This is a genomic window from Butyricimonas hominis (assembly GCF_014287455.1).
Lineage (GTDB): Bacteria > Bacteroidota > Bacteroidia > Bacteroidales > Marinifilaceae > Butyricimonas > Butyricimonas muris.
The window spans coordinates 452588-479427 of sequence record NZ_JACOOH010000005.1; the positions used below are offsets into that span (position 1 = coordinate 452588).

Here is a 26840-nt window from a genome sequence, read left to right on the forward strand (position 1 = left end):
TAATTTAGAGCAATGAAATTAAGGGATTTGTTAGAAGGGATAGCTTGCGAGATAGTGCAAGGGGATTCGGGTGTAGAGATACACGCGATTCATTTCGATTCTCGGAAGGTTGGTAAAGGGGATGTATTTGTTGCCCAGCGGGGTGTTAGTGTTGACGGGCATGCATTTATCGGCAAGGCGGTTGCCTTGGGTGCGGTTGGCGTGATTTGTGAAGATGTGCCGGAAAGCCTGCCGGACGGGGTAACCGTGGTGAAGGTGGCGAATTCATCGGATGCGTTGGGATGGATGGCATCCGCTTATTACGGGCATCCGTCGCGGGAAATGAAACTTGTCGGGGTGACCGGAACGAACGGGAAGACGACAACGGCGACATTGCTGTACGAGGTGGCACGGTTGGCGGGTAAACAAGCCGGTTTGTTATCGACAGTTTGCAATTACGTGGGGGACGAGAAAGTACATGCTACACATACGACACCGGATGCGTTGGAGATTAATTCACTGATGCGGCGTATGGTGGACGAGGGGTGCGAATATTGTTTTATGGAGGTGAGTTCCCACGCGGCGGATCAGCGACGTGTTAGCGGTTTGGATTTTGACGGTGCTATATTTTCAAATATTACACACGATCATTTAGATTACCACAAAACGTTTCGGGCGTATATCGAGGCGAAGAAGGGATTTTTCGATCGTTTGTCCGCGAAGGCTTTCGCGTTGACGAATGCGGACGACAAGAATGGTATGGTCATGTTGCAGAACACGAAAGCACGTAAATATACTTACTCCTGCAAGCGTATGGCGGATTTTAATTGTAAAATATTGGAACGCCATTTGGACAGCATGTTATTATTGCTGGACGGGAGTGAGGTTTGGACAAAGTTTACGGGAGATTTTAACGCGTATAATTTGCTTGCCGTGTATTCTGCGGCTCGCTTGTTAGGCTTCGAGAAAGAAGAGTTGTTGCCCGTGATGAGTATGTTGGTTCCGGTGTCGGGACGATTTGAAACAATTCTGTCCCGGGATGGAATTATGGCGATCGTGGATTATGCCCACACGCCAGATGCTTTGGAGAATGTGTTATCGACAATCAGCGGGTTGAAAAAAGACGGTAAGGTGATTACCGTGGTCGGTGCCGGTGGTGACCGTGACCGGACGAAGCGTCCGGAGATGGCTGAAGTTGCTTGTCGATTGAGTGACCGGGTTGTGTTGACTTCCGACAATCCTCGAAGCGAGGAACCCGCGGCGATTATAGAGGATATGCGTGCGGGAGTACCGGAGGATGCCTGTGATCGGGTGTTGGCGATAACCGACCGGAAGGAGGCGATACGTACGGCACTGATGCTGGCAAAACCGGACGATATTGTGCTGGTTGCCGGTAAAGGACATGAGGATTATCAGGAAATAAAAGGAGTGAAACATCATTTTGATGATAAAGAGATTATAAAGGAAATATTTAAGTTGTAGTGTCATGTTTTACCACATTTTCGATTATTTAGAGCAGTTTGATTTTCCCGGGGCCGGAATGTTCCAGTATATCACATTCCGATCGGCTTGTGCCGTGATTTTGTCTTTGTTGATTGCCACGGTGGTTGGAAAGCGGATTATCCGTATTTTGCAGAAACAGCAGGTTGGAGAGGAGATTCGCGATCTCGGACTGGAAGGGCAGATGCAGAAGAAAGGAACCCCGACGATGGGAGGGATTATTATCCTGTTGGCGATATTAATACCCGTGATTTTGTTTGCGCGGTTGGATAACGTGTATATCCAATTGATGCTTGTGGCTACGGTGTGGCTCGGGTTGATAGGTTTTCTGGATGATTATATCAAAGTATTCAGAAAGCACAAGGAGGGATTGAAAGGACGTTTCAAGGTGATCGGGCAGGTCGGTTTAGGATTGATCGTGGGGGTGACCTTGTACGTGAGCGATGACGTGGTGATTCGCGAGAAAGCTATGTTGTCGGAAGTGGGGGTGGTGACAAGTACGGTAGATGAGGGATTCTCCGAGGAGAATAGTAAAACCTTGTTGACGAAAGACGTGAAATCGACCAGAACAACTATTCCATTCTTCAAGAATAACGAGTTCGATTACGCTTGGTTCGGGGCTCTTTTCGGGAAATATGCCGAACCGATCGGATGGATCGTGTTTATCTTGATCACGATATTTATCGTGACAGCCGTGTCGAACGGGGCAAACTTGACGGACGGGCTTGACGGGCTTGCGACGGGAACGTCCGCGATAGTCGGTGCCACGTTGGGGATACTGGCGTATGTTTCGGGTAACATGGTGTATGCCGATTACCTGAATATCATGTATATCCCACATTCCGGGGAACTGGTGGTATTTATTGCTGCCTTTATCGGTGCCACGATCGGATTCTTGTGGTACAATTCGTATCCGGCACAAGTCTTTATGGGTGACACGGGAAGTTTGTCATTGGGAGGTATTATCGCGGTATTCGCTATTATGATTCATAAAGAATTATTGATTCCGATCCTTTGTGGTATATTCCTCGTGGAGAATTTGTCGGTAGCCATGCAGGTAAGTTATTTCAAGTACACGAAGAGAAAGTTCGGAGAGGGACGGAGAATATTTCTGATGTCGCCTCTGCATCATCATTTCCAGAAGAAGGGTATTCCGGAGCCGAAGATCGTGACTCGTTTCTGGATTGTGGGAATAGCGTTAGCTGTGATAACAATAGTGACATTAAAGATTCGGTAAGTTTAATAATTTCGGATTTATGATTTTAGATTGAAGAATCGTAAATCATAAATCGTAAATCATAAATATATGAAACGCTTGGTTATTTTAGGGGGAGGAGAAAGCGGAGCGGGGGCTGCCCGGTTAGGGAAAAAGTTGGGATACGAGGTTTTCTTATCAGATAAAGGAAAATTGGCTGACAAGTACAAGGAAGTATTGGAAGAGTTGGGTGTAGAGTACGAGGAGGGGCAACATACCGAAACAAAGATATTTACTGCCGATATCGTGGTAAAGAGTCCGGGGATACCGGATAAATTACCGATGATAGTCGGTTTGCGGGAACGGGGGATCGAGGTGATTTCGGAAATCGAGTTTGCCGGACGGCACACGGATGCAAAAATGTATTGCATCACGGGAAGCAACGGGAAGACGACGACCACGTTGTTGTTGTATCATATATTGAAAGAAGCCGGGTATGACGTGGGGTTGGCAGGGAATGTCGGGAATAGTCTGGCGGCACAGGTGGCGGATAATCTGCATCGCGTGTACGTGGTGGAGTTGTCCAGTTTCCAGTTGGACGGGATGTTCCGCTTCCGGTGTGATACAGCAATATTGACGAATATTACTCCCGATCATTTAGACCGTTATGATTATAAGTTCGAGAACTATGCTCGTTCTAAATTCCGTATATTGAATAACATGAGGGCGGAAGATTTGTTTATCTACGGGTATGACTGTGACGTGGTACGGGAACGTGTCGAACAGGAAAACATCGTACCGAAGGCAGCCGGGTTTACCTATTCGGCAGATAATCGTTTGAACGCGTATATGGACGGGAATACCGTGATTGCCCGATGGGGGGAACGGACTTTCTGCATTGACAAGAAAGAAATTACGATACAGGGACGGCATAACGTGTATAACGCGATGGCAGCTATATTGGCAGCCTTGAAGGCGGGTGTCAGTGATGCGAATTTGAGAAAGGGATTGACGACATTCCCGCAGGTGGAACACCGTTTGGAAACGGTTGAAGTCATCGAGGGGGTGACTTATATAAATGATTCGAAGGCAACGAACGTGGATTCGACGTGGTATGCGTTGGATAGTATGCATGCCCCCGTGGTATGGATTGCCGGGGGAACGGATAAAGGAAATGATTATAGCGTGTTGTTTGACCTTGTACGGGAAAAAGTAAAATTATTAATCTGCATGGGGGTAGACAATAAGAAATTGATAGACTCCTTTTCTCCGATTTGTGAGGTGGTGGATACGCATAGCTTGGAGGATACCATGAAAGTGGCATCAACCCGTGCCGTGAGTGGCGATGTCGTGTTACTTTCTCCTTGTTGTGCTAGTTTTGATTTATTCAAAAATTACGAGAACCGGGGGGAATTGTTTAAAGAAAAAGTGAGAGAACTCAAGGAGTTCTGTGATTGAAGAAGTTGTGAATCATAAATCGTAAATTGTAATGGGCAGGATAATTAACAAGCTGAGTTTGAAGGGCGACAGGATATTGGGAATCGTGGTTATAGCTTTAATGCTGATCTCGTTATTGGTCGTGTATTCTTCCACGGGAAGTCTGGCTTTCCGCGTGCGCGGGGGAGATACCAGCTTTTACCTGTTAAAACAGCTTTTCTTGTTGGTGGGCTGTTATGGGGTTATCTTGCTCACGCAATCTTGCCATTATAAATATTTATTGTCTTTTGCCACGTTTATTCTATTGGCTTCTTTTGGTTTTCTGGTATTGGCAAAAGTAATGGGAGCCACGTTAAACGACACGGAGCGGTGGATAAAGATATTCGGAATTTCATTCCAGCCGTCGGAGTTCGCGAAATTAGCGGTAATCATATTTTGTGCCCGTGCAATCGCGTTTGAACAGACCGAAAAAGGATGCGATGACAATGTGTTATTGCGGATGTTGTGGGTAGTCCCGATACTTTTCTTGATTTTTATGGAGAACTTTTCTACTTCGGCATTGTTGGGAGGAGTCTGTTTGTTTATGCTATTCGTGGGACGGTTGAGTTTGAAGACATTCAGTAAGATTATCGGGGGACTTGTATTGCTTGTCGTATTGCTTGTGGCCGCACTTTTTATTGTGCCGGAGAAACAATTGGGCAAGGTCGGGCGTCTGTTGACGGTGAAAAGCCGATTGGAGGCATTTTTTGTTCCCTCGAAAGCGAATAAAGATGATTCTTACCAATCGGATCAAGCGAAAATAGCCGTGGCACGAGGCGGATTGTTCAAGGTGGCTCCGGGAACCAGTGTACAGCGTAATTTTCTGCCGCATCCCTATTCTGATTTTATTTTTGCGATAATTGTAGAAGAATACGGATTGGGGGGTGCCGGGGTGGTTATGCTATTATACTTGATCATACTCTATCGTGTGGGGGTGATCGTGCGACGATGCACGAGAATGTTCCCGGCAATGCTGGTGACCGGGTTGGGTTTGTGTATTGTATTGCAGGCCTTAATAAACATGGGGGTTTGCGTGGGCTTGTTCCCCGTGACCGGACAGCCTTTGCCGCTGGTAAGTATGGGGGGAACTTCCCTGTTATTCACGAGTGCGGCATTCGGGATGATATTGAGTGTCAGTCATACCTTCTCTGAAGAGGGGGAGCGGGAAGCGAAAGAGAAGCTGAAAGTGGCAACGACGGAAGAAGAAATATAAAGAAATAGAATACTATGAAAAAGGTGATTATCAGCGGAGGAGGAACAGGAGGGCATATATTCCCGGCACTCTCGATAGCAAACGCTTTAAAGCGTTTGGATAAAGATATTGATATTCTGTTCGTGGGGGCAGAGGGTAAGATGGAGATGGAGAAAGTACCTGAGGCAGGATACCGAATCGTGGGTTTGCCTGTTCGCGGGTTGAAACGGAAATTGACGTTGAATAACTTGAAAGTGGCGTGGAACCTTTGGCGAAGTCTGCGGAAAGCCAAACGAATCGTGAAAGAGTTCAAGCCGGATGTCGTGGTAGGAGTCGGGGGATACGCCAGTGGTCCTATCGGTCGGGTGGCGGCGAATGCGGGAGTGTCTTTGGTATTGCAGGAACAAAACTCTTATGCCGGGGTGACCAATAAACTATTGGCGAAGAAAGCCGAGAAGATTTGTGTGGCTTACGAGGGGATGGAACGTTTTTTCCCGAAAGAGAAAATTATATTCACGGGTAATCCCGTGCGGAAGGATTTGTTGAATGCCTTGGGAGAACGGGAAGAAGGTATTGTTTTTTACGGTTTGAACCCGAAGAAAAAGACTGTGCTTGTAACCGGGGGTAGTCTTGGTGCCGGATCGATTAATAAGGCTATGGTGCGATGGTTGGAACGTATTGCCGGATGGGAAGACGTGCAGGTAATCTGGCAGTGCGGTAGTTATTACCACAAGCAACTGGAAGCGGGGTTGAAAGAGCGTTTGCCGGAGAACGTGAAGTTTATGCCTTTCTTGAAACGTATGGATTTGGCGTATGCTTGCGCTGATCTTGTGGTGGCAAGAGCAGGAGCCGGAACGATTTCAGAATTATGTTTGCTGGGAAAAGCTGTTGTTCTGGTGCCTTCGCCGAACGTGGCGGAAGATCACCAAACCAAGAATGCGATGGCTCTGGTCCATAAACAAGCTGCCGTTATGGTAAAAGATAACGAGGTCGTCGAACGTCTGGGTGATGTAATGGAAGATTTATTAAAGAACGATACCGAACGCAAAGTTTTGTCCGATCATATCTTGGCGTTAGCAATGAAAGATTCGGATGAGATTATCGCGAACGAAATCTTGAAGATTATAAATAGTGGGCAAGCTAAAATCTAAAATTATGGATATTGATAATGTAAAAGCAATATATTTTGTGGGAATCGGGGGGATAGGTATGAGTGCCTTGGCGCGTTATTTCAAGATTATGGGATATCACGTGGCCGGGTACGATAAGACAGAATCACCTCTGACGAGAAAGATGACCGATGAGGAGGAATTTGATATCACGTATGAGGATGATGAGGCAAGAATCGGGGAGGTATTTCGGGATAAGACGCGCACGCTTGTGGTGTACACGCCTGCCGTGCCGAAAGAGAACCGAATATTGAGTTTCTTCCGGGATAATGGCTACGCTTTGCACAAACGTGCGGAGGTGTTGGGGTTTCTTTCCCGAAGCAAAAAAGCTCTTTGTATAGCGGGGACGCACGGGAAAACGACGACGACGACGATGTTAGCGTTTTTGCTGAAAAATTCACATGTCGGATGTAGTGCTTTTTTAGGGGGAATATCTTCTAATTATGGAACGAACTTGTTGATTGACAAGGAATCGGATTACGTGGTGATCGAGGCGGACGAGTATGATCGGTCGTTTTTGCATCTGCATCCGGAAATAGCGGTGATTACAGCCATGGATGCCGATCATCTGGATATATACGGGACTCACGAGGAATTGTTGAAAGCCTTCGAGGAGTTTGCCTTGCAAACCAAAGGGCAGCTTTTCTTGAGAAAAGGTTTGGAATTGAAAAGGCGGGAAATTACCGGACACTACGCGGCAGGAGAGAAAACGGATTATTATGCCGACCGTTTACGGGTAGATAACGGTAGTTTTTTATTTGATTATATCGGGAGAGATATCGAAATTCGGGATTTGCGATTGTGTTTCCCGGGACGTGTGAACGTGGAGAACGCTACGGCGGCAATCACGGTGGCTTTGCATGCGGGGGTGACTGCCGAGGAAATTCGGGATGCTTTACCTTTGTTCAAAGGAGTGTCAAGACGATTTGATATACACGCGAAAACGGATCGAGTTCTGTACATGGATGATTATGCCCATCACCCGCGGGAGATTGAGGCATCGCTTTCGTCTGTACGGGAGATGTGGCCGGAGAAGAAGTTGATTGTTGCTTTTCAGCCTCACCTGTATTCGCGGACGAACGATTTCTATCCGGATTTCGCGAAGAGTTTGAGTCTGGCGGATTTAGTGATATTGTTGGATATATATCCGGCACGGGAACAACCTATACCGGGGGTAACTTCGGCTCTGATAGCCGATCGTTTGTCCGTGCCTTGTGTTCGGGTGACGAAAGAAGACTTTCCGGCATACGTGAGAGAACACGTGACGGACGGACTCTTCGTGACCATGGGAGCCGGGGATATAGACCGCTTTATTCCGGTATTTACTGATATGTTTAATACAGCAAATCATTGATTTGCTGTTGCAAGTCGAGCCTGTGGCTCTGCAAGTTGCAGGTTACAGGTTTGATTTGCGGAATGAGAATAATAACTTGTAACTTGCAACCTGTAACTTGTAACTGAAATTATTGAATGAAACGCGTACTACCATACATATTATCTTGCATTTTGCTTGTTTACCTGATAATTGTGCTTACCTTTGTGGCGACAAAATTGGGGGAGGTAACATGTAGAGGGGTGCGGATTGCTGTCAAGAATACGGATGTTAATATGTTCGTGGACGAGGAGGATATCATGAAAGCGATAAAGAAGGGGTATGGGGACATAACGAACAAAAGTATTATGGCAGTAAATAAAGATAGTTTGGAAAGGATACTTGTCAAAAATCCGATGATAAAATCGGCTCAGGTTTACTACAGTTTAGACGGCTATATCCATGTGAGTATCAAGCAACGTGAACCTGTTTTGAGAGTAATGACGGGTGAGGGTTACTACGTTGATAGTGACGGGAAAGTAATGCCGTTGTCTTCTAAGTTTACTTCCAGGGTTGTTGTTGCAACCGGTGATATTAGTAAGAAATACGCATGCGAGAAGTTAGCTCCGTTCGTGATGTCCTTGAGGGATGATTCGTTTTTGGATGCCTACATCGAGCAATTGATCGTGAGATCGAACGAGGATATTGTGATGATTCCCAAAGTAGGTGATTTCAGAATCATACTCGGTAAGGTCGAAAATAGCCGGGAGCGCTTGGATAAACTGATATTGTTCTTGAAGAACGGTATCGCTAAAAAAGGTTGGAATCATTACAAGGAAGTCAATTTAAAATTTGATAACCAAGTAGTTTGTGTTAGAAAATAAAAAATAGATATTATGGGATTTGTAGCTTCTTTAGATATGGGCTCTGAAAAAATGGTAATGGCTCTCGGGGAAACATCCGGGGGAGAATGCCGTTTGGTCGGAATAGAGAGTGTTGCTTCTCAAGGTATCCACCGGGGAATGGTGGTCGATAGGCTTCGGGTGAAGTCTTGTGTACAACGTTTACTTGATAAATTCAAGCAGGAACACGAGATGCATATCGATGCGTTGAATATCGCCTTGGCGGGGGAATGGGTGCAACAGGTAGAGGAGCGGGAAGTGTCGAAATTCTCTCGGGTGAGAAGAATAGAAGAGAGTGATTTACTGGAGCTGGAAAAGAAATGCCGCGGTAATGTCAATTTGGATATGGAAGAGATCGTGGACGTGGTACCCTTCGGTTATTGGTTGGACGGGGAGGCGGAGAGTGAGCCGATCGGTTGTGAAGCGCGGCGGTTGGAGATAGATTTTCATGTTTACGTGGCGAGAAAGCGTACGCTGGAAGGATTACGCCAAGCATTGAACGAGTCCGGGATAGAGAAAATTAATTTTTACTCGGCGGTGACTGCAGCCCAGAAAGCACTGGTAGTACGGGGGCGGAAAGGCGCGAGAGATTTCGCCTTGATCGATCTGGGTGCTGAAAGCGTGAAAATACACGTGTTCCGGGATGGAATGATCGCGTACGACGAAGTATTGCCATTGGGGTGCAATACCGTGGAGCGGGATATAAATACGGCTTTTTCAATCGAGAGCATGGCGAGTGCTAAGAAATTGAAACACGAATACGGAATGGCATTACAAGCCGAGTGTAAAAGTCGTAAGATAATGATACCGGATACAAAATATTGTATTGATTTGCAGGATATGGTACACGTGGAGCAATGCCGTTTGGAGGAGTTGTTGGAAGGGGCGATCTGGCAGATATTGAAAAGTGGTTATTATAAGGAATTGGAAGACGGTATATTGTTGACAGGAGGAGGTAGTCGGGTGCAAGGAATTGATACTCTGTTGAATCGTTTGTCAAAACATCCGATAAGTATGGCAAGCGTGATGACGGTAAAATCTGCCAAAGAAACACCTTTGAAAGCACCGGAGAATCTGACGGTTCTGGGGTTGTTGCGTTGCGAACGCAAGGAAACGAAGAAAAGAGGTTGGTTTGATAGTTTTTTTAAAGAATAATGATATAACACGTTTCAGCTATGTGGAATGAAGATGCGTTATTGGATTTGAGGATTCCGGAGCAGGATGAGTCGATTATCAAAGTAATCGGTGTCGGGGGAGGCGGAAGCAATGCCGTCAATCACATGTGCCGACAGGGTATCCGGGGGGTGGAGTTCGTCGTGTGCAACACGGATATACAAGCTCTGCGGATCAGTCCCGTGAAGAATAGAATACAGATCGGAAAAGAACTTACTGAGGGACGTGGAGCGGGCAGTTTGCCGGAACGCGGTAAACAGTCGGCGATAGAGAGTCTGGATTATATCAAGACCATACTCGAACGGAACACGAAAATGGTATTCATCACGGCAGGTATGGGGGGAGGAACCGGAACGGGGGCAGCCCCGGTGATAGCCAAACAGGCTAGAGAGTTGGGGATACTGACGATAGGTATCGTGACCATTCCTTTTAGTTTCGAGGGACGCAGGCGTGTGGAACAAGCCATGGAAGGAGTTGACGAACTGTCGGAATACGTGGATGCCTTGTTAATCATCTGTAACGAGAAATTACGGGATATGTACGGTAACTTGAAGCTGTCAAAGGCTTTCGAGATGGCGGATAACGTGTTGACCATAGCGGCAAAGAGTATCGCGGAGATCATTACCTTGAAAGGGTTCGTGAACGTCGACTTTGCAGACGTGGAAGTCGTGATGCGGAATAGCGGGGTGGCACTGATGGGAGCCGGGGAATCGGCAGGAGAGAATCGTGCCATGGAAGCTGTGCAGATGGCTTTGGAATCCCCTCTGCTGAATAGTAACGATATCCGGGGAGCTTCCAATATATTGCTGAATATGTTGTACGGCTCGAAAGAAATCACGATGGATGAGATCACGCTAATCACCGATTACGTGAAAGAATTGGTCGGACGGGATGTAGATGTCATCTGGGGAGCCGGGAAAGACGAGTCGTTGAACGAGGAGCTGCACGTGGCGGTTATCGCTACTGGGTTTAATAATTCTCCGGTGGACACTAGACGGAAGGCGCCTACATTCAAGGTGGAACGGGTAGATGATCTGGAGATGAAATTGGAGAGCGCGAAAGAGGTCGAGGAAGAACAACGTCGCCGGAAACAACAGGTGGAAGAAAATCGTCGCACGCGTCGGGAGCAGGAAGACCAACAACGTCGTACCGCACGAGAGCGAGAGGAACGGGAGCGAAAGACGTGGCGGGATGATGAAGAGATGAGGGAATTTGAAGATTCGGATGATGAACCGTTGTTCAAACGGAAACGGAATATACGTGAGCATAACAAGGAATATGACCGGGAGTTCGAGCGGGAGAGGGGACGCAAGAGAGGATTGAACGAGGTGCCCGACGTGGATAGCTGGTTCAAGCGTAAGTTAGGAAATATGTTCAATGAAGATATGAGCAGGGATTCTGAAATGTAAAATGTATTGTCATGGTAGATGGATTGATCAATTTTAATCAGTACGAGATAACGACACCAATTATTAAAGTGATCGGTGTCGGGGGAGGTGGCGGTAATGCCGTCGAATACATGTACCGGCAAGGAATATGTGATGTGGACTTCGTGCTTTGTAACACGGATTCGCAGGCATTGAACCAGAGCCCGATAAAAACTCGCATTCAATTGGGAACCGGACTGGGTGCGGGCAACCGTGCGGAAGTCGGTGAAGCGGCAGCTCTCGAAAGTGTGGATGAAATTCGGGGGTTGTTGAGCGTGAACACGAAAATGGTATTCATCACGGCAGCCATGGGAGGCGGAACCGGAACGGGAGCTGCTCCCGTGATAGCCAAACTTGCCAAGGAAATGGGTATCCTGACGGTAGGGATCGTGACGATACCGGCACGTTTCGAGGGACCGAAACGGTTGGAACAAGCCCGTGTCGGGGTGAGTAAAATGAAAGATTACGTGGATTCTCTTATCATTATCGATAACGAGAAAATACAGAGAATATACGGACCGCAACCTTTGTCCTGTGCTTTTGGCAAGGCGAACGATGTATTGAATATCGCGGCAAAAGGTATTGCCGAGATTATTACTTTGCCGGGATACATTAACGTGGACTTTGCTGATGTGCGTACCGTGATGACCGATAGCGGTATCGCTATCATGGGGGCGGCGCAGGCAGCCGGAGAAGAACGGGCGCACCGGGTTATAGCGGATGCTTTGAATAGCCCTTTGCTGAACAAGAATGATTTGGCAGGAGCAAAGGATATATTGTTGAACATCACGTCGGGTACGGACGAGATCACGATGGACGAGATGAACGAGATCACCTCGTATGTCATACGGGAGGTCGGGGATAATGCCGCTATAATATGGGGTGTAGGAACAGACGAATCGTTGGGTGATGCCATATCCGTGACGATTATAGCCACGGGATTCCCCATGGACGACGTGGATACGATACCGATTCCCGGTCCGAAGAATGCGGTGGCGACAGAGGAAGTGACGGAACCCGGCAGGAAAAAAGAATTGGAGAAAGGAGCGATCAATTATGTGGAGGAACTGCTAAAAGAAACAGACGTGGTGCTTCGGGCTGATTTGTCGCGGGAACAGATAAAAGAATTAGAGGAAACTCCGGCCTATACGCGGAGACATATTAAAATAGACAGAACCTAGCGATTTCGGATTTTACGATTTTAGATTTTAGATTGGAAACCACACGATGGTTTCAGTGAAAATTGAAGAAGCTTTGGAAAAGTTGCCCGTCAACTTTTAATTGTAATCGAAAATCGAGAATCGAGAGGGTAAATTAAAACAGTTTAATGGAAAAATTTAGAGAATTAGGAGTAAGCGAGGAGATGCTTAAAGGAATCGCGGATTTAGGGTTTGAAACACCGAGTCCGGTACAGGAAAAAGCAATCCCCGTTATTTTAGGAGAAGAGAACGATTTAGTAGTATTGGCTCAGACCGGGACGGGAAAAACGGCCGCATTTGGGTTGCCGCTGTTACAGAAAATTGAGCCGGAGTGGAATAATGTTCAAGTCTTGATTTTAAGCCCCACGCGTGAATTGTGCGTGCAGATTGGGAATGACTTGAAAAACTACTCCAAGTATCGTAAAGATATCCGTGTGACGTGTGTGTATGGAGGTACGGATATTAAAAGACAAATCAAAGATTTGCAGAGAGGTGTACACGTGGTCGTGGCTACACCGGGGCGTTTGGTCGATTTGCTGAATCGTAAGGCTATTAACATCGAGAGCGTGTTTGCCGTCGTGCTGGACGAGGCCGACGAAATGCTGAACATGGGATTCCAAGAAGATTTGGATTTTATCTTGAGTAATACGCCCAAGGAAAAGAACACGTATCTTTTCTCGGCAACCATGCCAAAAGAGGTGGAACGGATTGCCCGCAATTATCTGGTAAACCAACAGGAGATATCTGTCGGTAAAAAGAATCAGGGAGCCGACACCGTATCACATCAGTATTATATGGTGCGTGCCAAGGATTGTTACGAAACATTGCGTCGTATCATAGACTGTGCGCCGAGTATGTATGCCATTATCTTTACCCGCACGAAAAATGATGCGCAAGAAATTGCCAAGCACTTGCAACGGGATGGGATTGATTGCGATGCATTGCATGGTGATTTGAGTCAGGCACAACGTGACAGCGTGATGAATGCTTTCCGGGCAAAACGTTTGAAAGTGCTGGTAGCCACGGATGTGGCGGCACGCGGATTGGACGTGGATACATTGACACATGTGATCAACTATAATTTGCCGGAAGATGTAGAGAGTTATACACATCGTAGCGGTAGAACCGGGCGTGCCGGAAAAGAGGGAATTTCGATAGCGATCATCCACTCGAAAGAGAAAGGAAAATTGCGTCGGGTAGAGAATATGCTTAAAAAAGAATTTAAATACATGTCCGTGCCGGGTGGAGAAGAGATTTGTCGGGCACAGTTGGCGTTCTATGCCGATAAGATCCTTACTTCAGAGGAATACGAGGATATGGATGTGTATGCACAGGATGTATATGATAAATTTGCCGAATTTACGAAAGAAGAATTACTCCGCCATCTGGTGTCTTACGAGTTCGGACGGTTGTTGCAGAAATACAAGAATACCAATGATCTGAATATCGAGGATGATGATCGCGGAGGACGTTCGGAAAGAGGAGATCGCCGTGATCGTAGAGGACGTGACGGGGATACCGTGTACAGCACTTTCACGTTGAATGTCGGTCGGGAAGACGGTTTGACGCCGAAAGATCTGATGTCCTTGATTAACAAATATTCCCGTCGTCGGGGTATCGGTGTCGGAGGAATCCGCATTTTCGATACGGACACGAAGTTCGAGATTGATGAGGAAAGTGCATCTGATTTTGAAGTTGATTTCAGTAAGGTGCTTTTCAACGGAATACCTTTGGAAATCAAGGCTATTCCTACCCGTGACCGCGGACGTCGTCGGGATGATCGGGGTAGAGGTAATTTCTCCGGTAGAAGAGATCGGCGTTCCAATGACCGTGGCGGTGATTCTCGTGACCGTGGCGGACGTCGTGAAGACCGCGGCGGAAGCGGTAACGGCGGAAAACGTAGAGGCAGACCGGGAAGTGACCCGAAAAAGCCTAGAAATTTCAACAGATCTTCTTCTCGGAGCTAAATAATTTGTAAATTTGAAGATGTAGAGACATAAACTACATCTTCAATTTTCTTCATTTTTAAATAAGACATTATGGAAGTTTACAGTGCAAAATTTGTGACAAGTAACACGGATGTGAGTAAATGTCCGGAACCTGACAGACACGAGTATGCGTTTATCGGGCGATCAAACGTGGGAAAATCCTCGTTGATTAATATGCTGACGAACCACAGTAAACTGGCCAAAACATCCGCCAGTCCCGGAAAGACACAGTTAATAAACCATTTTTTGATTGATGACAAATGGTATTTGGTCGATTTACCGGGATACGGGTATGCCCGTACATCAAAAACACAAAGGTCGCAATTTAGTGCCATGATCAAGAATTATATTTTGAAACGGGAAAATATGGTTTGTCTATTCGTGTTGATAGACAGCCGTCATGAACCGTTAAAAATCGATTTGGAATTTATGGAATGGTTGGGGGAAAACGGAGTACCTTTCGTGATGGTATTCACGAAAGCAGACAAATTATCCACCACGGAACGTATGAATTGCATCGCCAAATATCACGAGGGGATGAAGGACACGTGGGAGAGTATGCCGATAACCTTTATGACTTCTGCCGAAACCAAGTTGGGACGGGTAGAATTGTTATCTTATATTGATGAGCTAAATCAACTGGAGTTGGAACCAATGGAGTGAGATTTAATTTAGAAGAAAAGAAGCGTAAATAAGCGGGTAGAAATCTAAAATCGACAATCTTAAATCTAAAATTTCAATGACTCCTATCGGTTTATATCAATTAAACAGTCTGGTGAAACAAGAGTTGAAAAACCGTTTCCCGGATACTTTCTTGGTGATTGCCGAGATCGCGGACGTGAAAGAAAACCGTTCGGGGCATTGTTACCTAGAACTCGTGGAGAAGCGGGAGGGGGATGATGCCGTTATTGCCACGGCAAGAGCAACGATATGGGCTTTCACCTATCGGATGTTGAAACCGTATTTCGAAACAACGACAGGCAAATCCCTGCAAAGAGGGATAAAAGTCCTTGTCAGCGTGGAGATCGTTTTTCACGAGCTGTACGGCTATTCGCTGAATATAAAAAATATTGATCCTACTTTCACGGTAGGTGATTTGGAGCGTAAGCGAAAAGAAATTATCGACCGCTTGACACAAGAGGGAGTGATTGACATGAATCGTGAGTTGGAGTTACCCATGCTTCCGAAAACGATAGCCGTGATATCCTCTCCGACAGCGGCGGGGTACGGGGATTTCACGGATCAATTGCATCGGAACATGTACGGTTACGCCTTTCATACCAAGTTATTCTCTGCCGTTATGCAAGGGGAGAAAACAACGGAATCGGTGATTGCCGCACTGGAAAGGATATACGAGTACGAGTCGCTTTTCGACGTGGTGGTTATTATTCGCGGTGGTGGTTCTCAAACGGATTTGGGAAGTTTTGATTCGTATGACTTGGTGGCAAATGTGGCACAATTCCCGATTCCTGTACTCGCGGGCATCGGGCATGAACGGGATGAAACTATCGTTGATCGGGTGGCGTACCGTAGTGTAAAGACTCCCACGGCGGCAGCAGCATTCCTGATCGAACGATTCAATGAAGCGGAGGGACGCTTGGAAATAGCCAAAGAGAGTTTGATGCGGGGAGCTAAACGATTGTTGCAGGACGAGAAAACCCGGCAAGTGGTAAAGATTACCGAATTAAAACAGTTCACCCGTTTATTTTTGGAGGGACAGGAAAACCGTTTGATTCTGGGCTCCCGACGTGCCAATCATGCCTCGGAATTGTTTCTGGGGAATCAAATGAATTATTTGGAACGATTGAAAACACAATTCGGGGTGAAAGTCGCGGAGATACTGACAGCAAACCGTTATTTTCTGGAACTGGCGGAAACCAAGATGAAATACGCCGATCCGAAAAATATACTGGAGAAGGGATTCTCTATTACTCGTGTAAACGGGAAAGCCGTGCGGGACAGTGTTCTCGTGCGGGATGGAGATATTCTGGAAACGGAATTGTTTAAGGGTGTGATACGAAGTGAAGTTAAAGATATAGATAAATAAAGGAATTATTATGGAAGAGAATTTGACCTATAAATCAGCGATGGAGGAGATCGAGAACTTGGTAAAACTCTTGGAAGAAAATAAGTTGGATGTAGACGAGTTGCGAGAAAAAGTAAAGCGGATAGCCGTGCTTGTCGAATTTTGTAAAGAGAAATTGCACAGTACGGAGGAAGAAGTAAACAAGGTGTTGAAATCCATTGCCGAATGATGAACTTCTGGGGAACCGTTATTGTTCTCTTGTTGACGTTTGGTCAAGGGATCGCGCAGAATCCCGATAAATTGCAAGCCTTGTGGCAGCAGGAGGGACTGAAACACGCGGCAATCGGCGTGAGCGTGAAGAATGTCACCGACGGCAAAGTCGTGTATGAACATAACCCCGGAATGGCTTTGCGTCCGGCTTCCGTGTTGAAGCTATTGCCCACCTCGTTGGCTTTGAAGTTGAAGGGTGACTCGTTGACATATCAGACTAAAGTATTTTACACGGGAGAGATAAAAGAAGGGCTCCTTCAAGGAAATATCGTTATAGAGGTCGGGGGTGATCCCTGTCTTGATTCGAAGTATTTCAAAGATGCTGTCTTTACGAAACGTTTGGTGGATTCGATCGTCGGACTGGGTATAAGACGTATCGAAGGAGCCGTTATTATTCAGGGCGAGGGGGAACAACCCCGTATCCCGGGTTCGTGGCCTTGGGAGGATATTGCCAATTACTACGGGGCTTTGTATCACCCGTTCAATTATCGGGATAACACGTACACGGTCACTTTGGCATCCGGGAAACCGGGAACACGTACCCGTGTCGTATCTGTCATCCCGTCAGTGCCGGGAGTGAAATTACAAAATGAGGTTTTAGCCTCCGTGAAGCAACAGGATGATGCGTGGATATATGGTGGTCCGGAGGCTTCCGTGCTGTTGGTGCGAGGGACTATACCTGCCAACCGTTCTTCTTTTGCCGTGAAAGGAGCTATGCATAAACCGGCATCGGTTTTTCGGGCAGAGATAGAGAAAGAATTGAAAGCGAAAAACATTATCGTGGAAAAGAAAAAAGGTGTTTCTACCGAATGTCGCGAATGGTTTACTGTTGAATCTCCGTTACTAAAAGAAATCGTTTTCTACACGAATAAAAATAGCGTGAATCTATTTGCCGAAGCATTGGGTGCGCTGGTAAACCCTTCTGATTTCGAAACTACGGTGAAACAAGAATTAAGTGCTATCGGCATTGATTCATCGGGAATCACGATAAAGGATGCTTGCGGGCTTTCTCCGTCTAATGCCTTGCCTGCAGAGGTAATCACGGATTTGCTATTATGGGCGAAAAGTCATTTGGGAGATTCTTTTTTTGCTTCCTTACCCCGAGGCGGTATTGACAGGGGGCTGCGTGTATATTCAGCCGATCCGGTATTAGGCGGTAATTTAAGAGCGAAAACGGGTTCTATGTTTGGAGTGCGTGCCTTGGCCGGATATTTGTCAACACGGAATGGAGAAACATTGGCATTCACCATATTCGTGAATAACTACACGGGAGACCTGGTGAAAATTCAAGAAACTATACGGAATTTTTTGCGAGAACTGGCAAACAGTTAGTAAAGTTCATAAGATGCATGCACCTTATGAACTTTATAAACTTATTTATTCATTTTTGAAAGTGGCATCTCCGAAAGCCAACATCGGTAACGTGATGAAACCGAAGAAAATGGTTGCAATCGTGAATCCGACGCCTTTACCGAATTTGGCAAGGAACTCGTGTAACATGATGATAGAAAACACGAGGTTTGCAATCGGCACGAAAATGATGATCAAAAGCCACCACCACGGTCTGTTGATAATTTGAAGCATCACGTAAATGTTGTAAATAGGGATAATACCTTCCCAACCTTGTCTGCCGGCTTTTTCGAAGATTTTCCACATGGAAACCAACATCAAAACGACAATAAGCAGATAAATTAATCCGACCATAATTTTGAATTTTTAATTAAACATTTATAGTTTGAATGAATATTACTCCACGTTTAGCACACATGCTAAGTATGGCGCAAAAGTATAAAAATTGAATGTTCTGCAAAAGTTTTTTGCTATATTCTTATAACGTTTTTACACTTGAACGGTAGAAAGATAAAAGTAACCACAATCTTTGATCGTTTCACAAAATTGAATACCTTTGCCCGAGGTTCGGGATTAGGATTGGCGATATGTAAGATGCTGGTTGAAAAAATGGGCGGAGATATATCTGTCGAATCCGAAGGGGATAAAGGTTCTATTTTTAAATTTACAATTCCTTATCAAGAAATTGCAATCGAAACAGGAATGAACGATATGGAAAATAATGAAACAAAAGAAAGCGTAAGTGCCGGTAGAACAATTCTGGTTGCGGAAGATGTTGAGAGTAATTACCTTTTATTGAAAGCTATTATCGGAAAAATTTACACATTGGTTCACGCGTGGGATGGGCAAGAAGCAATAGATTTATTCAAACAATCAAACCCCGACCTTATCCTCATGGATATAAAAATGCCGGTACTGGATGGTTTGGCTGCAACCCGTGTGATTCGGGCGGAATCTAAAGAGGTACCAATCATAGCCTTAACCGCTTTCGCTTTTGATGACGACCGTGTGAAAGCATTGGAAGCCGGATGTAATGATTATCTGACAAAACCATTATCAGCTAACTTGTTAAAAGAAACGATAGCGAAATATCTTAAATAAATAGTCCATAAAATTCGTAAGGTTTATAAAGTGGTATTATTACCTTATAGACTTTATAAACCTTACGAATTTTATGGACTAAAAAAGGGACTGTTTTTCAGCCCCTTTTTTCTTATTTCACTTCTTCGAAATCAACGTCGGTTACTTCTTGATCTTTACCACCGTTGTTCGGTTGTTGTTCTGCGTGAGGTGCACCTTGTTGTTGTCCGCCGGCTTGTTGTTGGGCGTTATACATCTCTTGTGATGCAGCTTGGAACACGTTGTTCAATTCATCGATTGACGAGTTGATTGCGGCAACGTCTTGAGCCTTGTGAGCGTCTTTCAGTTTCTGCAAAGCGGCTTCAATCGGTTGTTTCTTGTCCGCGGGCAATTTATCTCCAAACTCTTTCAATTGCTTTTCGGTTTGGAAGATCATACTGTCGGCTTTATTGATTGTGTCGATACGTTCCTTTTCAATCCGGTCAGCTTCGGCATTAGCGGAAGCCTCGTCTTTCATTCTCTTGATATCTGCGTCCGAAAGACCGGATGATGCTTCGATACGGATAGATTGTTCTTTTCCGGTAGCTTTATCCTTGGCAGATACTTTCAATATACCGTTGGCGTCGATATCGAAACTTACCTCGATCTGTGGTACACCGCGCGGGGCTGGTGGTAGACCGTCCAAGTGGAAACGTCCGATTGTCTTGTTGTCTTTTGCCATGGGACGCTCTCCCTGCAACACGTGGATCTCTACTGACGGTTGGTTATCGGCAGCCGTTGAGAATACCTCTGATTTCTTGGTCGGAATGGTCGTGTTGGACTCGATCAATTTGGTCATCACGCCACCTAACGTTTCGATACCCAAAGAAAGCGGGGTTACGTCAAGCAACAGCACGTCTTTTACCTCTCCGGTCAATACACCACCTTGGATAGCGGCACCTACTGCCACCACTTCGTCCGGGTTTACACCCTTTGACGGGGCTTTGCCGAAGAACTCCTGTACCTTTTTCTGAACAGCCGGGATACGGGTAGAACCACCTACCAGAATCACTTCGCTAATCTCGGAAGCGCTGATGTTAGCGTTTTTCAAGGCACGGCGACATGGTTCGATCGTGTTTTGCACCAGTTGGTCGGTCAGTTGCTCGAATTGAGCTCTTGTCAATGTTCTTACCAAGTGTTTGGGCATTCCGTCTACCGGGAAAATATACGGCAAGTTGATTTCCGTTGACGTGGAACTTGACAACTCTATTTTCGCTTTTTCTGCCGCTTCTTTCAGACGTTGGTGAGCCATCGGGTCTTTCCGGATATCCACGCCTTCGTCTTTCTTGAATTCGTCTGCAAGCCAGTTGATGATTACGTCGTCGAAGTCATCACCACCCAAGTGAGTATCACCGTCGGTTGATTTTACTTCAAATACTCCGTCACCCAATTCAAGGATAGAAATATCGAAAGTACCACCACCCAAGTCGAAGACAGCGATTTTCATGTCTTTGTCTTGTTTATCCAACCCGTAGGCCAAAGCGGCAGCCGTCGGCTCGTTGATAATACGCTTAACCGTTAATCCGGCAATCTCTCCGGCTTCTTTTGTGGCTTGACGTTGAGCGTCATTGAAATACGCGGGTACGGTGATTACCGCTTCCGTAACTTCCTGTCCCAAATAGTCCTCGGCGGTTTTCTTCATTTTCTGAAGAATCATCGCGGAAATCTCTTGCGGAGAATATTTCCGGTCACCGATTTCGACACGCGGGGTGTTATTGTCACCGCGTACCACTTTGTAAGCTACCCGGTTAATTTCTTTTGCTACTTGATCATAGGTTTCACCCATGAACCGTTTGATAGAATATATTGTTCTCGTCGGGTTCGTGATCGCCTGACGTTTCGCGGGGTCACCTACTTTTCTTTCGCCATTGTCAACGAAAGCGACGATAGACGGTGTCGTTCTCCTTCCCTCACTGTTAGGGATCACCACGGGTTCGTTACCTTCCATTACGGCAACGCAAGAGTTCGTGGTTCCCAAATCTATACCAATTATCTTTCCCATATTGTTTAATATTATAATGTTATTATTTTCAATACTTGTTTTTCGTTCTTTGTCCTCGAATAGTTTCAAGAACATTAATCTTTTATCAAACGGTGTGCCAGCCGGAAAATTGGAATATTTAATGACATGATTACTGACAGAACGTCACGATTTGTCATAGATAAGGCTTGTGTATGGAACCATGTCTTGTAAAATTCTGTTTGATTTGTCATATGTTCTTGTTCGACGACCTACTGAAATTCTATTGAAGACCTACTGAAGTCCTAGGGAAGACATCCCCTATAAACGGTGAATGGGCAGTTTCGCTCCAGTGTTTCTATATGAAAGATTATAGGATGTTCAGAGGATAAACGGAGGAAGAACGAAAGAGGGGTATGATTACGGTATTATTTGGGTAGGTCTTCGGTGGGTTCTCTATAGGTTCTTGATGTCGAAAAAAATGGATATATTAAATACTTTTTAAGAATGATGTTTGCTATAAAGTTTTTTATTATATTTATCCCCTTAGAAGAGATTCAATCAGGCTAGAAGATAATATAACTTGTTGTGTAAAAGAAATTATAGTGGAAGAGAACGTGAACAAAGCTATCCAAGTGATTGGTTTTAGCGGAAATACAGATTTTCATGAATCCCTCTTGGATTCGGGTAATGACTTTCGGAGTAACTTTGTTTTGTTGAGGTCGGGATGTAGTCATGAAGAGTTCTTGAAGACACTTCAGAACGTGGATGCTGACGAGGTCATGTTGGTCGATCTTGACCGGGTGGCGGTAAATACTTTGTCAACTTTTGTGCAGGCATATCGTAAGTCATGCCGGAAAGAGCATTTGTATTACGTGTCGGGACAAAAACGGAAATTATGGTTCGGTTTTATGGATGTGGCATTGTGGAGAGGGGATCGGGTAATCACGGATTCTCCGGTATTGATCGGGCAGAAGTCTTTGTTCACGAGATCATACGCCGGGCAGGATTTGGACGATAACCTGTTGCGGGCGGTAAGTTATAGTTTGCAGAAAGCATACGTGAAATTCAGTCGTTTGGAGACAACGGTCACTTGGAAGGGAATAACCGCGACTTCTAATCCGGCTGTCAACTATTTGTGGCGGGTACCGTTTCAATTTCTGGTATCCGGTCGTTTTTTTACCACGTTGTTTGATCCCGGTAATCGTGCCCGACGGGATATGGTCTATCGTATGCTGATGTTGCTTTTCGGGATATTCGTGTTTTTCTATATGCCTTACGTGAGCAAAGATTACGGTATTAGTGGCGATGAGTTTGTAGACCACCGTCATTCCGGTTACGTGTTGGATTATTTCACGAAAGGGGATAAGGCGGCTCTAAATCAACCGAAAACGGCGTTACATCTTTACGGGAACTCGATGCAGGTCGTGGCGGCTGTTGTGGCAAACGTGATCGGTGCGGATGACGTGTACGCCGTGCGGCACGTGGTATGTGCCTTTGTCGGGGTACTGGGGGTTATCGTTATCGGACTGATGGGATTGCGTTTCGGGGGTGGATTATGCGGTTTGCTGTCCATGTTGATGCTTTTCTTCTCGCCGCGTTTTTTCGGGCATAGCATGAATAATTTGAAGGATATACCTTTTGCCGTGGGGTATTTGGTTGCTATATTTTATTTTGTCCGGTTGTTCGATCGTTATCCCGTGATAAAACTGCGTCACGTCATTGGTGCCGTGTTGGGTATCGCTTTGGCATTGGGGACTCGTTCGGGAGGTTTGCTCCTGTTTCCTTATCTGGTGATGTACGGAGGTTTATTCTATATCCTTTGGGTAGGTTTCAAGGAATTTTACAAATTCTTGAAATACCGGAAAGAGGTGGAGAATATCCTGTTTCTTATCGTGATCGTGTTGTTTGTCGGCTATTTCTTGTCTATTGTCACGTGGCCTTTTGCCATGGCTCGTCCTTTCACGAACGTGGTCTTTTCTTTGAAGGAGTTCACGAATTATAATATCGGGTTGCGTACCATATTCGAGGGACAACAGATGATGTCCAATATGTTGCCCGTGCATTATGCCCCGAAATACTTGATGATCGCATCGCCGCTGGTGGTGGTGATCGGTTTCTTCGGGTACTTTATTTTTATGGTTTCGAGGAAGAAAGAGTTTTCATTACTCTCTTTCTTTATCCTGTTTTCACTGGTGTTTCCCGTGTTCTGGGTGATTTACCAGAAATCGAATTTATATGGCGGAATCCGGCATTTGTTGTTCGTTATGCCGTTCATGGTGTTGCTGGCTGCCCGTTTCTGGACATTGTTGCTGTCTGTGGCTCCCAAATACCTGAAACTCGTGTCGGCGTTCGGGTTTATCGGTTTGCTTTTCCTGCCGGCACGGCATATGGCAGTGAACCACCCGAACGATTACGTCTATTTTAACGAACTGGTAGGAGGGGTGAAGGGTGCTTATGGTGATTACGAAACAGATTACTATTATAATTCTTTGAAAAAAGGAGTGGATTGGTTTAAGGCGAACGTGGATTACAAGGGACGTCCGGTCACGATCGTCACGAATCACAGTGCCAATTTGCAACACTATTTCCGGAAGGATACGAACGTGACGGTGATTTACAGCCGATATTACGACAAGTATAGTAAAGATTGGGATTATATGATATTCGGTAACGTGTATATCAATAGTTACCAGTTGAAGAACGGGCTTTTCCCCGTGAAAGAGGGATTCCTTCATTCCGTGGATGTGGATGGTTTGCCCATGTGCGTGATCGGGGAACGTACTTCCAAAAAAGATTACGGGGCGATATTGTTGGAAAAGGAAAAGAAATACGCGGAAGCCGAGGCGGAACTGGAGGATTATTTGAAAGCCCACCCGTGGAACGAGGAGATGTGGATGCGGTTGGCGAGAATGTATTACAGTGCGCACAAACACGAGGATGCCTTACGTTGTGCCGGGGAGGCGTTGAAATGGCAGCCTCAACTGATGGACGCGTTGAATATAAAGGCTCTCAGCGCGTTGGAGTTGGGACGTTATGCCACGGCGCATCAGGCTGTCGATGGTATGTTGGCTCAGAATGACGTGGCTTCTTCGTCCTATTATTTGAAAGGATTGATTTATTACACTGAAGGGAAGGATAAAGAAGCCCTCGATCAAGTGAATAAAGCGTTGCGTTATAACGGACGTAACGATCAGGCTCTGGCGTTAGGTGGTGATATTCTGAAACGTAACCGGAGTTACGCGAAAGCTATTGAAACGTACGAAAAGGTGGTGCGGGCAAAGAAAGCGGACGAGAAGGTATTGCTTTCATTGGCAGAGTGTTATTGCCGGGTGAAGAACTACAAAATGCTGGAACAGGTTACAACCTTGCTGCACGAGCAGGGACGGGATAAGGTTACTTTGCGGAAGATTGAGATACGGGCTTTCTTGCAACAGAAAAAGTCGGCGGAAGCACGTGAATTGTTACTGCAAATGAAGGACGTGAAAGAGGATAGCGAGTTGATGTTGCTGTGGGGATTGTACGAATTGACAGAGGGGCGGCGTGCTTCGGCGTTGGAATACGCGAAGAAAGCCACGGAACTTGATCCTCACGATTGGGAAGCCTCGGAATTGCAGAATGTACTGTCCAAAGGGGGCGACATCCGATTATAAAAAGAGACGCGATGAAAAAAATATGTATTATAATACCTTGTTATAACGAATCCCAACGTTTGGAAGTATCCAAATTCCGTGATTTCGTGAGGCACGACGAGAGATTTGATTTCTGTTTCGTGAATGACGGGAGTAAGGATAACACTTCCGAGGTTTTGCGTCGGGCTGTAGCCTCGGAACCGGAACGGTTCCTGCTGGTGGATAACGCCGACAACCGGGGAAAGGCGGAAGCCGTGCGGAGTGGCATGCTGTACGCGGCTTCGTTGGGACGGTACATGGCGATAGGCTTTTTGGATGCCGATTTGGCTACCCCGTTAGAGGATTTGCATTTGCTGTCGGAAGAGATGGAGTATAAGCAGGGGGTACAGATGGTGATGGGAGTCCGGTTGAAACGGTTGGGGGCAAACGTGCAGCGTAAAGCGTATCGTCATTACTTGGGGCGGGGATTCGCCACGTTGGTTTCCGTGCTGTATCAGCTTCCCGTGTATGACAGCCAATGCGGGGCGAAATTATTTAAAAGCGAGTTGGTACCCGTGATTTTTAAAGATAGTTTTAATTCCAAATGGCTCTTTGACGTGGAACTGATTTTGCGGGTACGGAAGGAGCATGCCGACTACGACAAAATCATTCACGAGGTGCCTCTCGACACGTGGGTGGAGAAAGGGGATAGCCGTATAAAGTTCACCCATTTATTGAAGATGCCGAAGGAGTTGTTTAATATATACTGCCAGTACATGGCGAAATGAAAATCAAAGATATTCCGGGTGTCTTTTTAACCAGACGACAGCGTAAGAGCAAGTCGCTTTGGGTTTCAACTCGTTGGCTTTCGCGTATTCATAGGCGGCTTCGGTCAATGCCCCGGCTATGCCTTGTCCCTCTAATGCCGGGGGTACAAACGTGTGGATGATATCCAGACTACCGTCGTGTAAATAATATTCCGCGTAGGCTGTCATGCCTCCGATTTCGATTTCAAACCGCTGTTTGTTGGGATAGTGAGTGATTTTGTAATTCATAAGTTCTTTTTTATCGTGTACGAAAGTAATAAAAAGAATGTTATGGTTCATTTTTTTATTCTATATTTGAAAATAAAACAATAAAACAGAATGATATGATAGAAGCACCGGAAGCAGTTTGTTTGGCAAGGCAATTGAATGAAACGATCAAAGGGAAGCGTGTTACTTATGTATTGGTGCGTCACACGCCGCATAAATTCACTTTTTCTTGTGGAAACCCGGACGAGTATCCCGAAATGTTGCAAGATAAAATCGTGGGAGAGTCATGTGCTTACGGGGGAATGGTACAGGTAAACGCGGGGGATGTAAAACTTGTGTTCACGGATGGGGCGAATTTACGTTATTACGCACCGGGGGCGAAATTGCCGGACAAACACCAGTTGCTCGTGGGATTCGAGGATGAAAGTTGTATCATCGTTTCCGTACGCATGTACGGGGGAATACTTTGTTTCGCGGGCGACTCGTTCGATGGCGGGTTGAACGCCTATTACAGTTGTGCCAGAACAAAGCCGCAAGTGATGTCGGATGCTTTTACCAAGGAGTATTTCTTGGGATTGATTAACGCCGGGGACGTGCAAAACAAGAGCGCTAAAGCATTTCTGGCGACGGATCAGATGATTCCCGGTTTGGGAAACGGGGTGTTACAGGATATCCTGTACAATGCCCGTGTTCATCCGAAAACGAAGATCGCTACTCTATCCGTGCGGCAGCGGGAAGAATTGTATCATCACGTGAAAGAAACCACGCGTGAAATGCTTGAGAAAGGTGGTCGTAGCTCGGAGAAAGATTTGTTTGACCGGAAGGGAGGATATATTTCTTATTTATCCAAAGATACGGTCGGGACTCATTGTCTTCGTTGCGGCGATACGATATTGAAAGAAAATTACATGGGAGGAAGTATCTATTATTGTAACACCTGTCAGAAATACTGATACTT

22 protein-coding genes are annotated in these 26840 nt (G+C 45.8%); 19 read left to right on the forward strand and 3 right to left on the reverse strand.

Features of this window, described 5'->3' with window-relative positions:
* Positions 1-12: 12 nt before the first annotated feature.
* The 15 genes from H8S64_RS13355 to dacB all read left to right on the forward strand — a co-directional run bounded on the left by H8S64_RS13355 (position 13) and on the right by dacB (position 18140).
* Positions 13-1461 carry a UDP-N-acetylmuramoyl-L-alanyl-D-glutamate--2,6-diaminopimelate ligase gene (locus H8S64_RS13355; RefSeq protein ID WP_186976548.1) on the forward strand — a complete coding sequence of 483 codons (1449 nt, stop codon included), beginning with the start codon at positions 13-15 and terminating at the stop codon, positions 1459-1461.
* Between the two features lie 4 nt (positions 1462-1465).
* Entirely contained in the window at positions 1466-2716 is a 1251-nt protein-coding gene (mraY, locus tag H8S64_RS13360; RefSeq protein ID WP_099293263.1) for a phospho-N-acetylmuramoyl-pentapeptide-transferase, read from the forward strand.
* A 69-nt stretch (positions 2717-2785) separates the two neighbouring features.
* Positions 2786-4132 (forward strand): UDP-N-acetylmuramoyl-L-alanine--D-glutamate ligase, encoded by a 1347-nt coding sequence (murD, locus tag H8S64_RS13365; protein ID WP_186976550.1) that lies wholly within the window; start codon positions 2786-2788, stop codon positions 4130-4132.
* 31 nt (positions 4133-4163) lie between these two features.
* Positions 4164-5363 carry an FtsW/RodA/SpoVE family cell cycle protein gene (locus H8S64_RS13370; protein WP_186976552.1) on the forward strand — a complete coding sequence of 400 codons (1200 nt, stop codon included), beginning with the start codon at positions 4164-4166 and terminating at the stop codon, positions 5361-5363.
* A gap of 14 nt (positions 5364-5377) precedes the next feature.
* Positions 5378-6493, forward strand: a complete 1116-nt coding sequence (murG, locus tag H8S64_RS13375) for an undecaprenyldiphospho-muramoylpentapeptide beta-N-acetylglucosaminyltransferase (protein WP_186976554.1) — start codon at positions 5378-5380, stop codon at positions 6491-6493.
* Positions 6494-6497: 4 nt separating this feature from the next.
* Positions 6498-7865, forward strand: coding sequence for a UDP-N-acetylmuramate--L-alanine ligase (murC, locus tag H8S64_RS13380; RefSeq protein WP_186976556.1), 1368 nt, complete (start codon positions 6498-6500; stop codon positions 7863-7865).
* Positions 7866-8050: 185 nt separating this feature from the next.
* Entirely contained in the window at positions 8051-8707 is a 657-nt protein-coding gene (locus H8S64_RS13385) for a cell division protein FtsQ/DivIB (RefSeq protein WP_303179940.1), read from the forward strand.
* Between the two features lie 12 nt (positions 8708-8719).
* A complete protein-coding gene (locus H8S64_RS13390) occupies positions 8720-9880 on the forward strand; it encodes a cell division FtsA domain-containing protein (protein ID WP_186976559.1) in 1161 nt (386 codons plus the stop codon).
* 20 nt (positions 9881-9900) lie between these two features.
* Positions 9901-11307 (forward strand): cell division protein FtsZ, encoded by a 1407-nt coding sequence (ftsZ, locus tag H8S64_RS13395; RefSeq protein WP_186976561.1) that lies wholly within the window; start codon positions 9901-9903, stop codon positions 11305-11307.
* An 11-nt stretch (positions 11308-11318) separates the two neighbouring features.
* Positions 11319-12506, forward strand: coding sequence for a cell division protein FtsZ (ftsZ, locus tag H8S64_RS13400; RefSeq protein WP_186976563.1), 1188 nt, complete (start codon positions 11319-11321; stop codon positions 12504-12506).
* A gap of 146 nt (positions 12507-12652) precedes the next feature.
* On the forward strand, positions 12653-14491 hold the full coding sequence (locus H8S64_RS13405; RefSeq protein WP_099293245.1) for a DEAD/DEAH box helicase: 1839 nt from the start codon (positions 12653-12655) through the stop codon (positions 14489-14491).
* A gap of 72 nt (positions 14492-14563) precedes the next feature.
* Positions 14564-15175, forward strand: coding sequence for a ribosome biogenesis GTP-binding protein YihA/YsxC (yihA, locus tag H8S64_RS13410; RefSeq protein WP_099293243.1), 612 nt, complete (start codon positions 14564-14566; stop codon positions 15173-15175).
* Positions 15176-15251: 76 nt separating this feature from the next.
* Positions 15252-16559 carry an exodeoxyribonuclease VII large subunit gene (gene xseA / locus H8S64_RS13415; RefSeq protein ID WP_186976565.1) on the forward strand — a complete coding sequence of 436 codons (1308 nt, stop codon included), beginning with the start codon at positions 15252-15254 and terminating at the stop codon, positions 16557-16559.
* Between the two features lie 10 nt (positions 16560-16569).
* Positions 16570-16767 carry an exodeoxyribonuclease VII small subunit gene (xseB, locus tag H8S64_RS13420; RefSeq protein ID WP_099293239.1) on the forward strand — a complete coding sequence of 66 codons (198 nt, stop codon included), beginning with the start codon at positions 16570-16572 and terminating at the stop codon, positions 16765-16767.
* Complete coding sequence (gene dacB, locus H8S64_RS13425; protein ID WP_186976567.1) at positions 16764-18140, forward strand: D-alanyl-D-alanine carboxypeptidase/D-alanyl-D-alanine endopeptidase; 1377 nt, start codon at positions 16764-16766, stop codon at positions 18138-18140. Before xseB ends, dacB begins: the two co-directional genes overlap by 4 nt.
* A gap of 45 nt (positions 18141-18185) precedes the next feature.
* Here the strand turns inward: dacB and H8S64_RS13430 are convergent, their stop codons facing one another.
* On the reverse strand, positions 18186-18512 hold the full coding sequence (locus H8S64_RS13430) for a DUF5684 domain-containing protein (protein WP_186976569.1): 327 nt from the start codon (positions 18510-18512) through the stop codon (positions 18186-18188).
* Between the two features lie 126 nt (positions 18513-18638).
* Here H8S64_RS13430 and H8S64_RS13435 point away from each other — a divergent pair, with 126 nt between their 5' ends.
* Positions 18639-19259, forward strand: coding sequence for an ATP-binding response regulator (locus tag H8S64_RS13435; protein WP_366482771.1), 621 nt, complete (start codon positions 18639-18641; stop codon positions 19257-19259).
* A gap of 112 nt (positions 19260-19371) precedes the next feature.
* Here the strand turns inward: H8S64_RS13435 and dnaK are convergent, their stop codons facing one another.
* Positions 19372-21279 carry a molecular chaperone DnaK gene (dnaK, locus tag H8S64_RS13440; protein WP_186976571.1) on the reverse strand — a complete coding sequence of 636 codons (1908 nt, stop codon included), beginning with the start codon at positions 21277-21279 and terminating at the stop codon, positions 19372-19374.
* Positions 21280-21842: 563 nt separating this feature from the next.
* On the opposite strand from dnaK, the gene H8S64_RS22795 reads away from it, so the two are divergent.
* Positions 21843-24890, forward strand: a complete 3048-nt coding sequence (locus tag H8S64_RS22795) for a tetratricopeptide repeat protein (RefSeq protein WP_186976573.1) — start codon at positions 21843-21845, stop codon at positions 24888-24890.
* An 11-nt stretch (positions 24891-24901) separates the two neighbouring features.
* Positions 24902-25636, forward strand: a complete 735-nt coding sequence (locus H8S64_RS13450; RefSeq protein WP_099293229.1) for a dolichyl-phosphate beta-glucosyltransferase — start codon at positions 24902-24904, stop codon at positions 25634-25636.
* A gap of 3 nt (positions 25637-25639) precedes the next feature.
* Here the strand turns inward: H8S64_RS13450 and H8S64_RS13455 are convergent, their stop codons facing one another.
* Positions 25640-25903: a GNAT family N-acetyltransferase gene (locus H8S64_RS13455; protein ID WP_099294667.1), complete on the reverse strand. Its 264-nt coding sequence runs from the start codon at positions 25901-25903 to the stop codon at positions 25640-25642.
* A gap of 95 nt (positions 25904-25998) precedes the next feature.
* Here H8S64_RS13455 and H8S64_RS13460 point away from each other — a divergent pair, with 95 nt between their 5' ends.
* Positions 25999-26835 (forward strand): endonuclease VIII, encoded by an 837-nt coding sequence (locus H8S64_RS13460; protein ID WP_186976575.1) that lies wholly within the window; start codon positions 25999-26001, stop codon positions 26833-26835.
* Positions 26836-26840 lie beyond the last annotated feature (5 nt).

Excerpts from the sequence above, each read along its gene's own strand:
- H8S64_RS13390 (WP_186976559.1), top strand. The coding sequence starts at position 8,720 with ATGGGATTTGTAGCTTCTTTAGATATGGGCTCTGAAAAAATGGTAATG.
- H8S64_RS13460 (WP_186976575.1), top strand. The coding sequence starts at position 25,999 with ATGATAGAAGCACCGGAAGCAGTTTGTTTGGCAAGGCAATTGAATGAA.
- yihA (WP_099293243.1), top strand. The coding sequence starts at position 14,564 with ATGGAAGTTTACAGTGCAAAATTTGTGACAAGTAACACGGATGTGAGT.
- murC (WP_186976556.1), top strand. The coding sequence starts at position 6,498 with ATGGATATTGATAATGTAAAAGCAATATATTTTGTGGGAATCGGGGGG.
- dnaK (WP_186976571.1), bottom strand. The coding sequence starts at position 21,279 with ATGGGAAAGATAATTGGTATAGATTTGGGAACCACGAACTCTTGCGTT.
- murD (WP_186976550.1), top strand. The coding sequence starts at position 2,786 with ATGAAACGCTTGGTTATTTTAGGGGGAGGAGAAAGCGGAGCGGGGGCT.
- H8S64_RS13355 (WP_186976548.1), top strand. The coding sequence starts at position 13 with ATGAAATTAAGGGATTTGTTAGAAGGGATAGCTTGCGAGATAGTGCAA.
- dacB (WP_186976567.1), top strand. The coding sequence starts at position 16,764 with ATGATGAACTTCTGGGGAACCGTTATTGTTCTCTTGTTGACGTTTGGT.
- mraY (WP_099293263.1), top strand. The coding sequence starts at position 1,466 with ATGTTTTACCACATTTTCGATTATTTAGAGCAGTTTGATTTTCCCGGG.
- murG (WP_186976554.1), top strand. The coding sequence starts at position 5,378 with ATGAAAAAGGTGATTATCAGCGGAGGAGGAACAGGAGGGCATATATTC.
- H8S64_RS13450 (WP_099293229.1), top strand. The coding sequence starts at position 24,902 with ATGAAAAAAATATGTATTATAATACCTTGTTATAACGAATCCCAACGT.
- H8S64_RS13455 (WP_099294667.1), bottom strand. The coding sequence starts at position 25,903 with ATGAATTACAAAATCACTCACTATCCCAACAAACAGCGGTTTGAAATC.
- ftsZ (WP_186976563.1), top strand. The coding sequence starts at position 11,319 with ATGGTAGATGGATTGATCAATTTTAATCAGTACGAGATAACGACACCA.
- xseA (WP_186976565.1), top strand. The coding sequence starts at position 15,252 with ATGACTCCTATCGGTTTATATCAATTAAACAGTCTGGTGAAACAAGAG.
- H8S64_RS13370 (WP_186976552.1), top strand. The coding sequence starts at position 4,164 with ATGGGCAGGATAATTAACAAGCTGAGTTTGAAGGGCGACAGGATATTG.
- xseB (WP_099293239.1), top strand. The coding sequence starts at position 16,570 with ATGGAAGAGAATTTGACCTATAAATCAGCGATGGAGGAGATCGAGAAC.
- H8S64_RS13405 (WP_099293245.1), top strand. The coding sequence starts at position 12,653 with ATGGAAAAATTTAGAGAATTAGGAGTAAGCGAGGAGATGCTTAAAGGA.
- H8S64_RS13430 (WP_186976569.1), bottom strand. The coding sequence starts at position 18,512 with ATGGTCGGATTAATTTATCTGCTTATTGTCGTTTTGATGTTGGTTTCC.
- ftsZ (WP_186976561.1), top strand. The coding sequence starts at position 9,901 with ATGTGGAATGAAGATGCGTTATTGGATTTGAGGATTCCGGAGCAGGAT.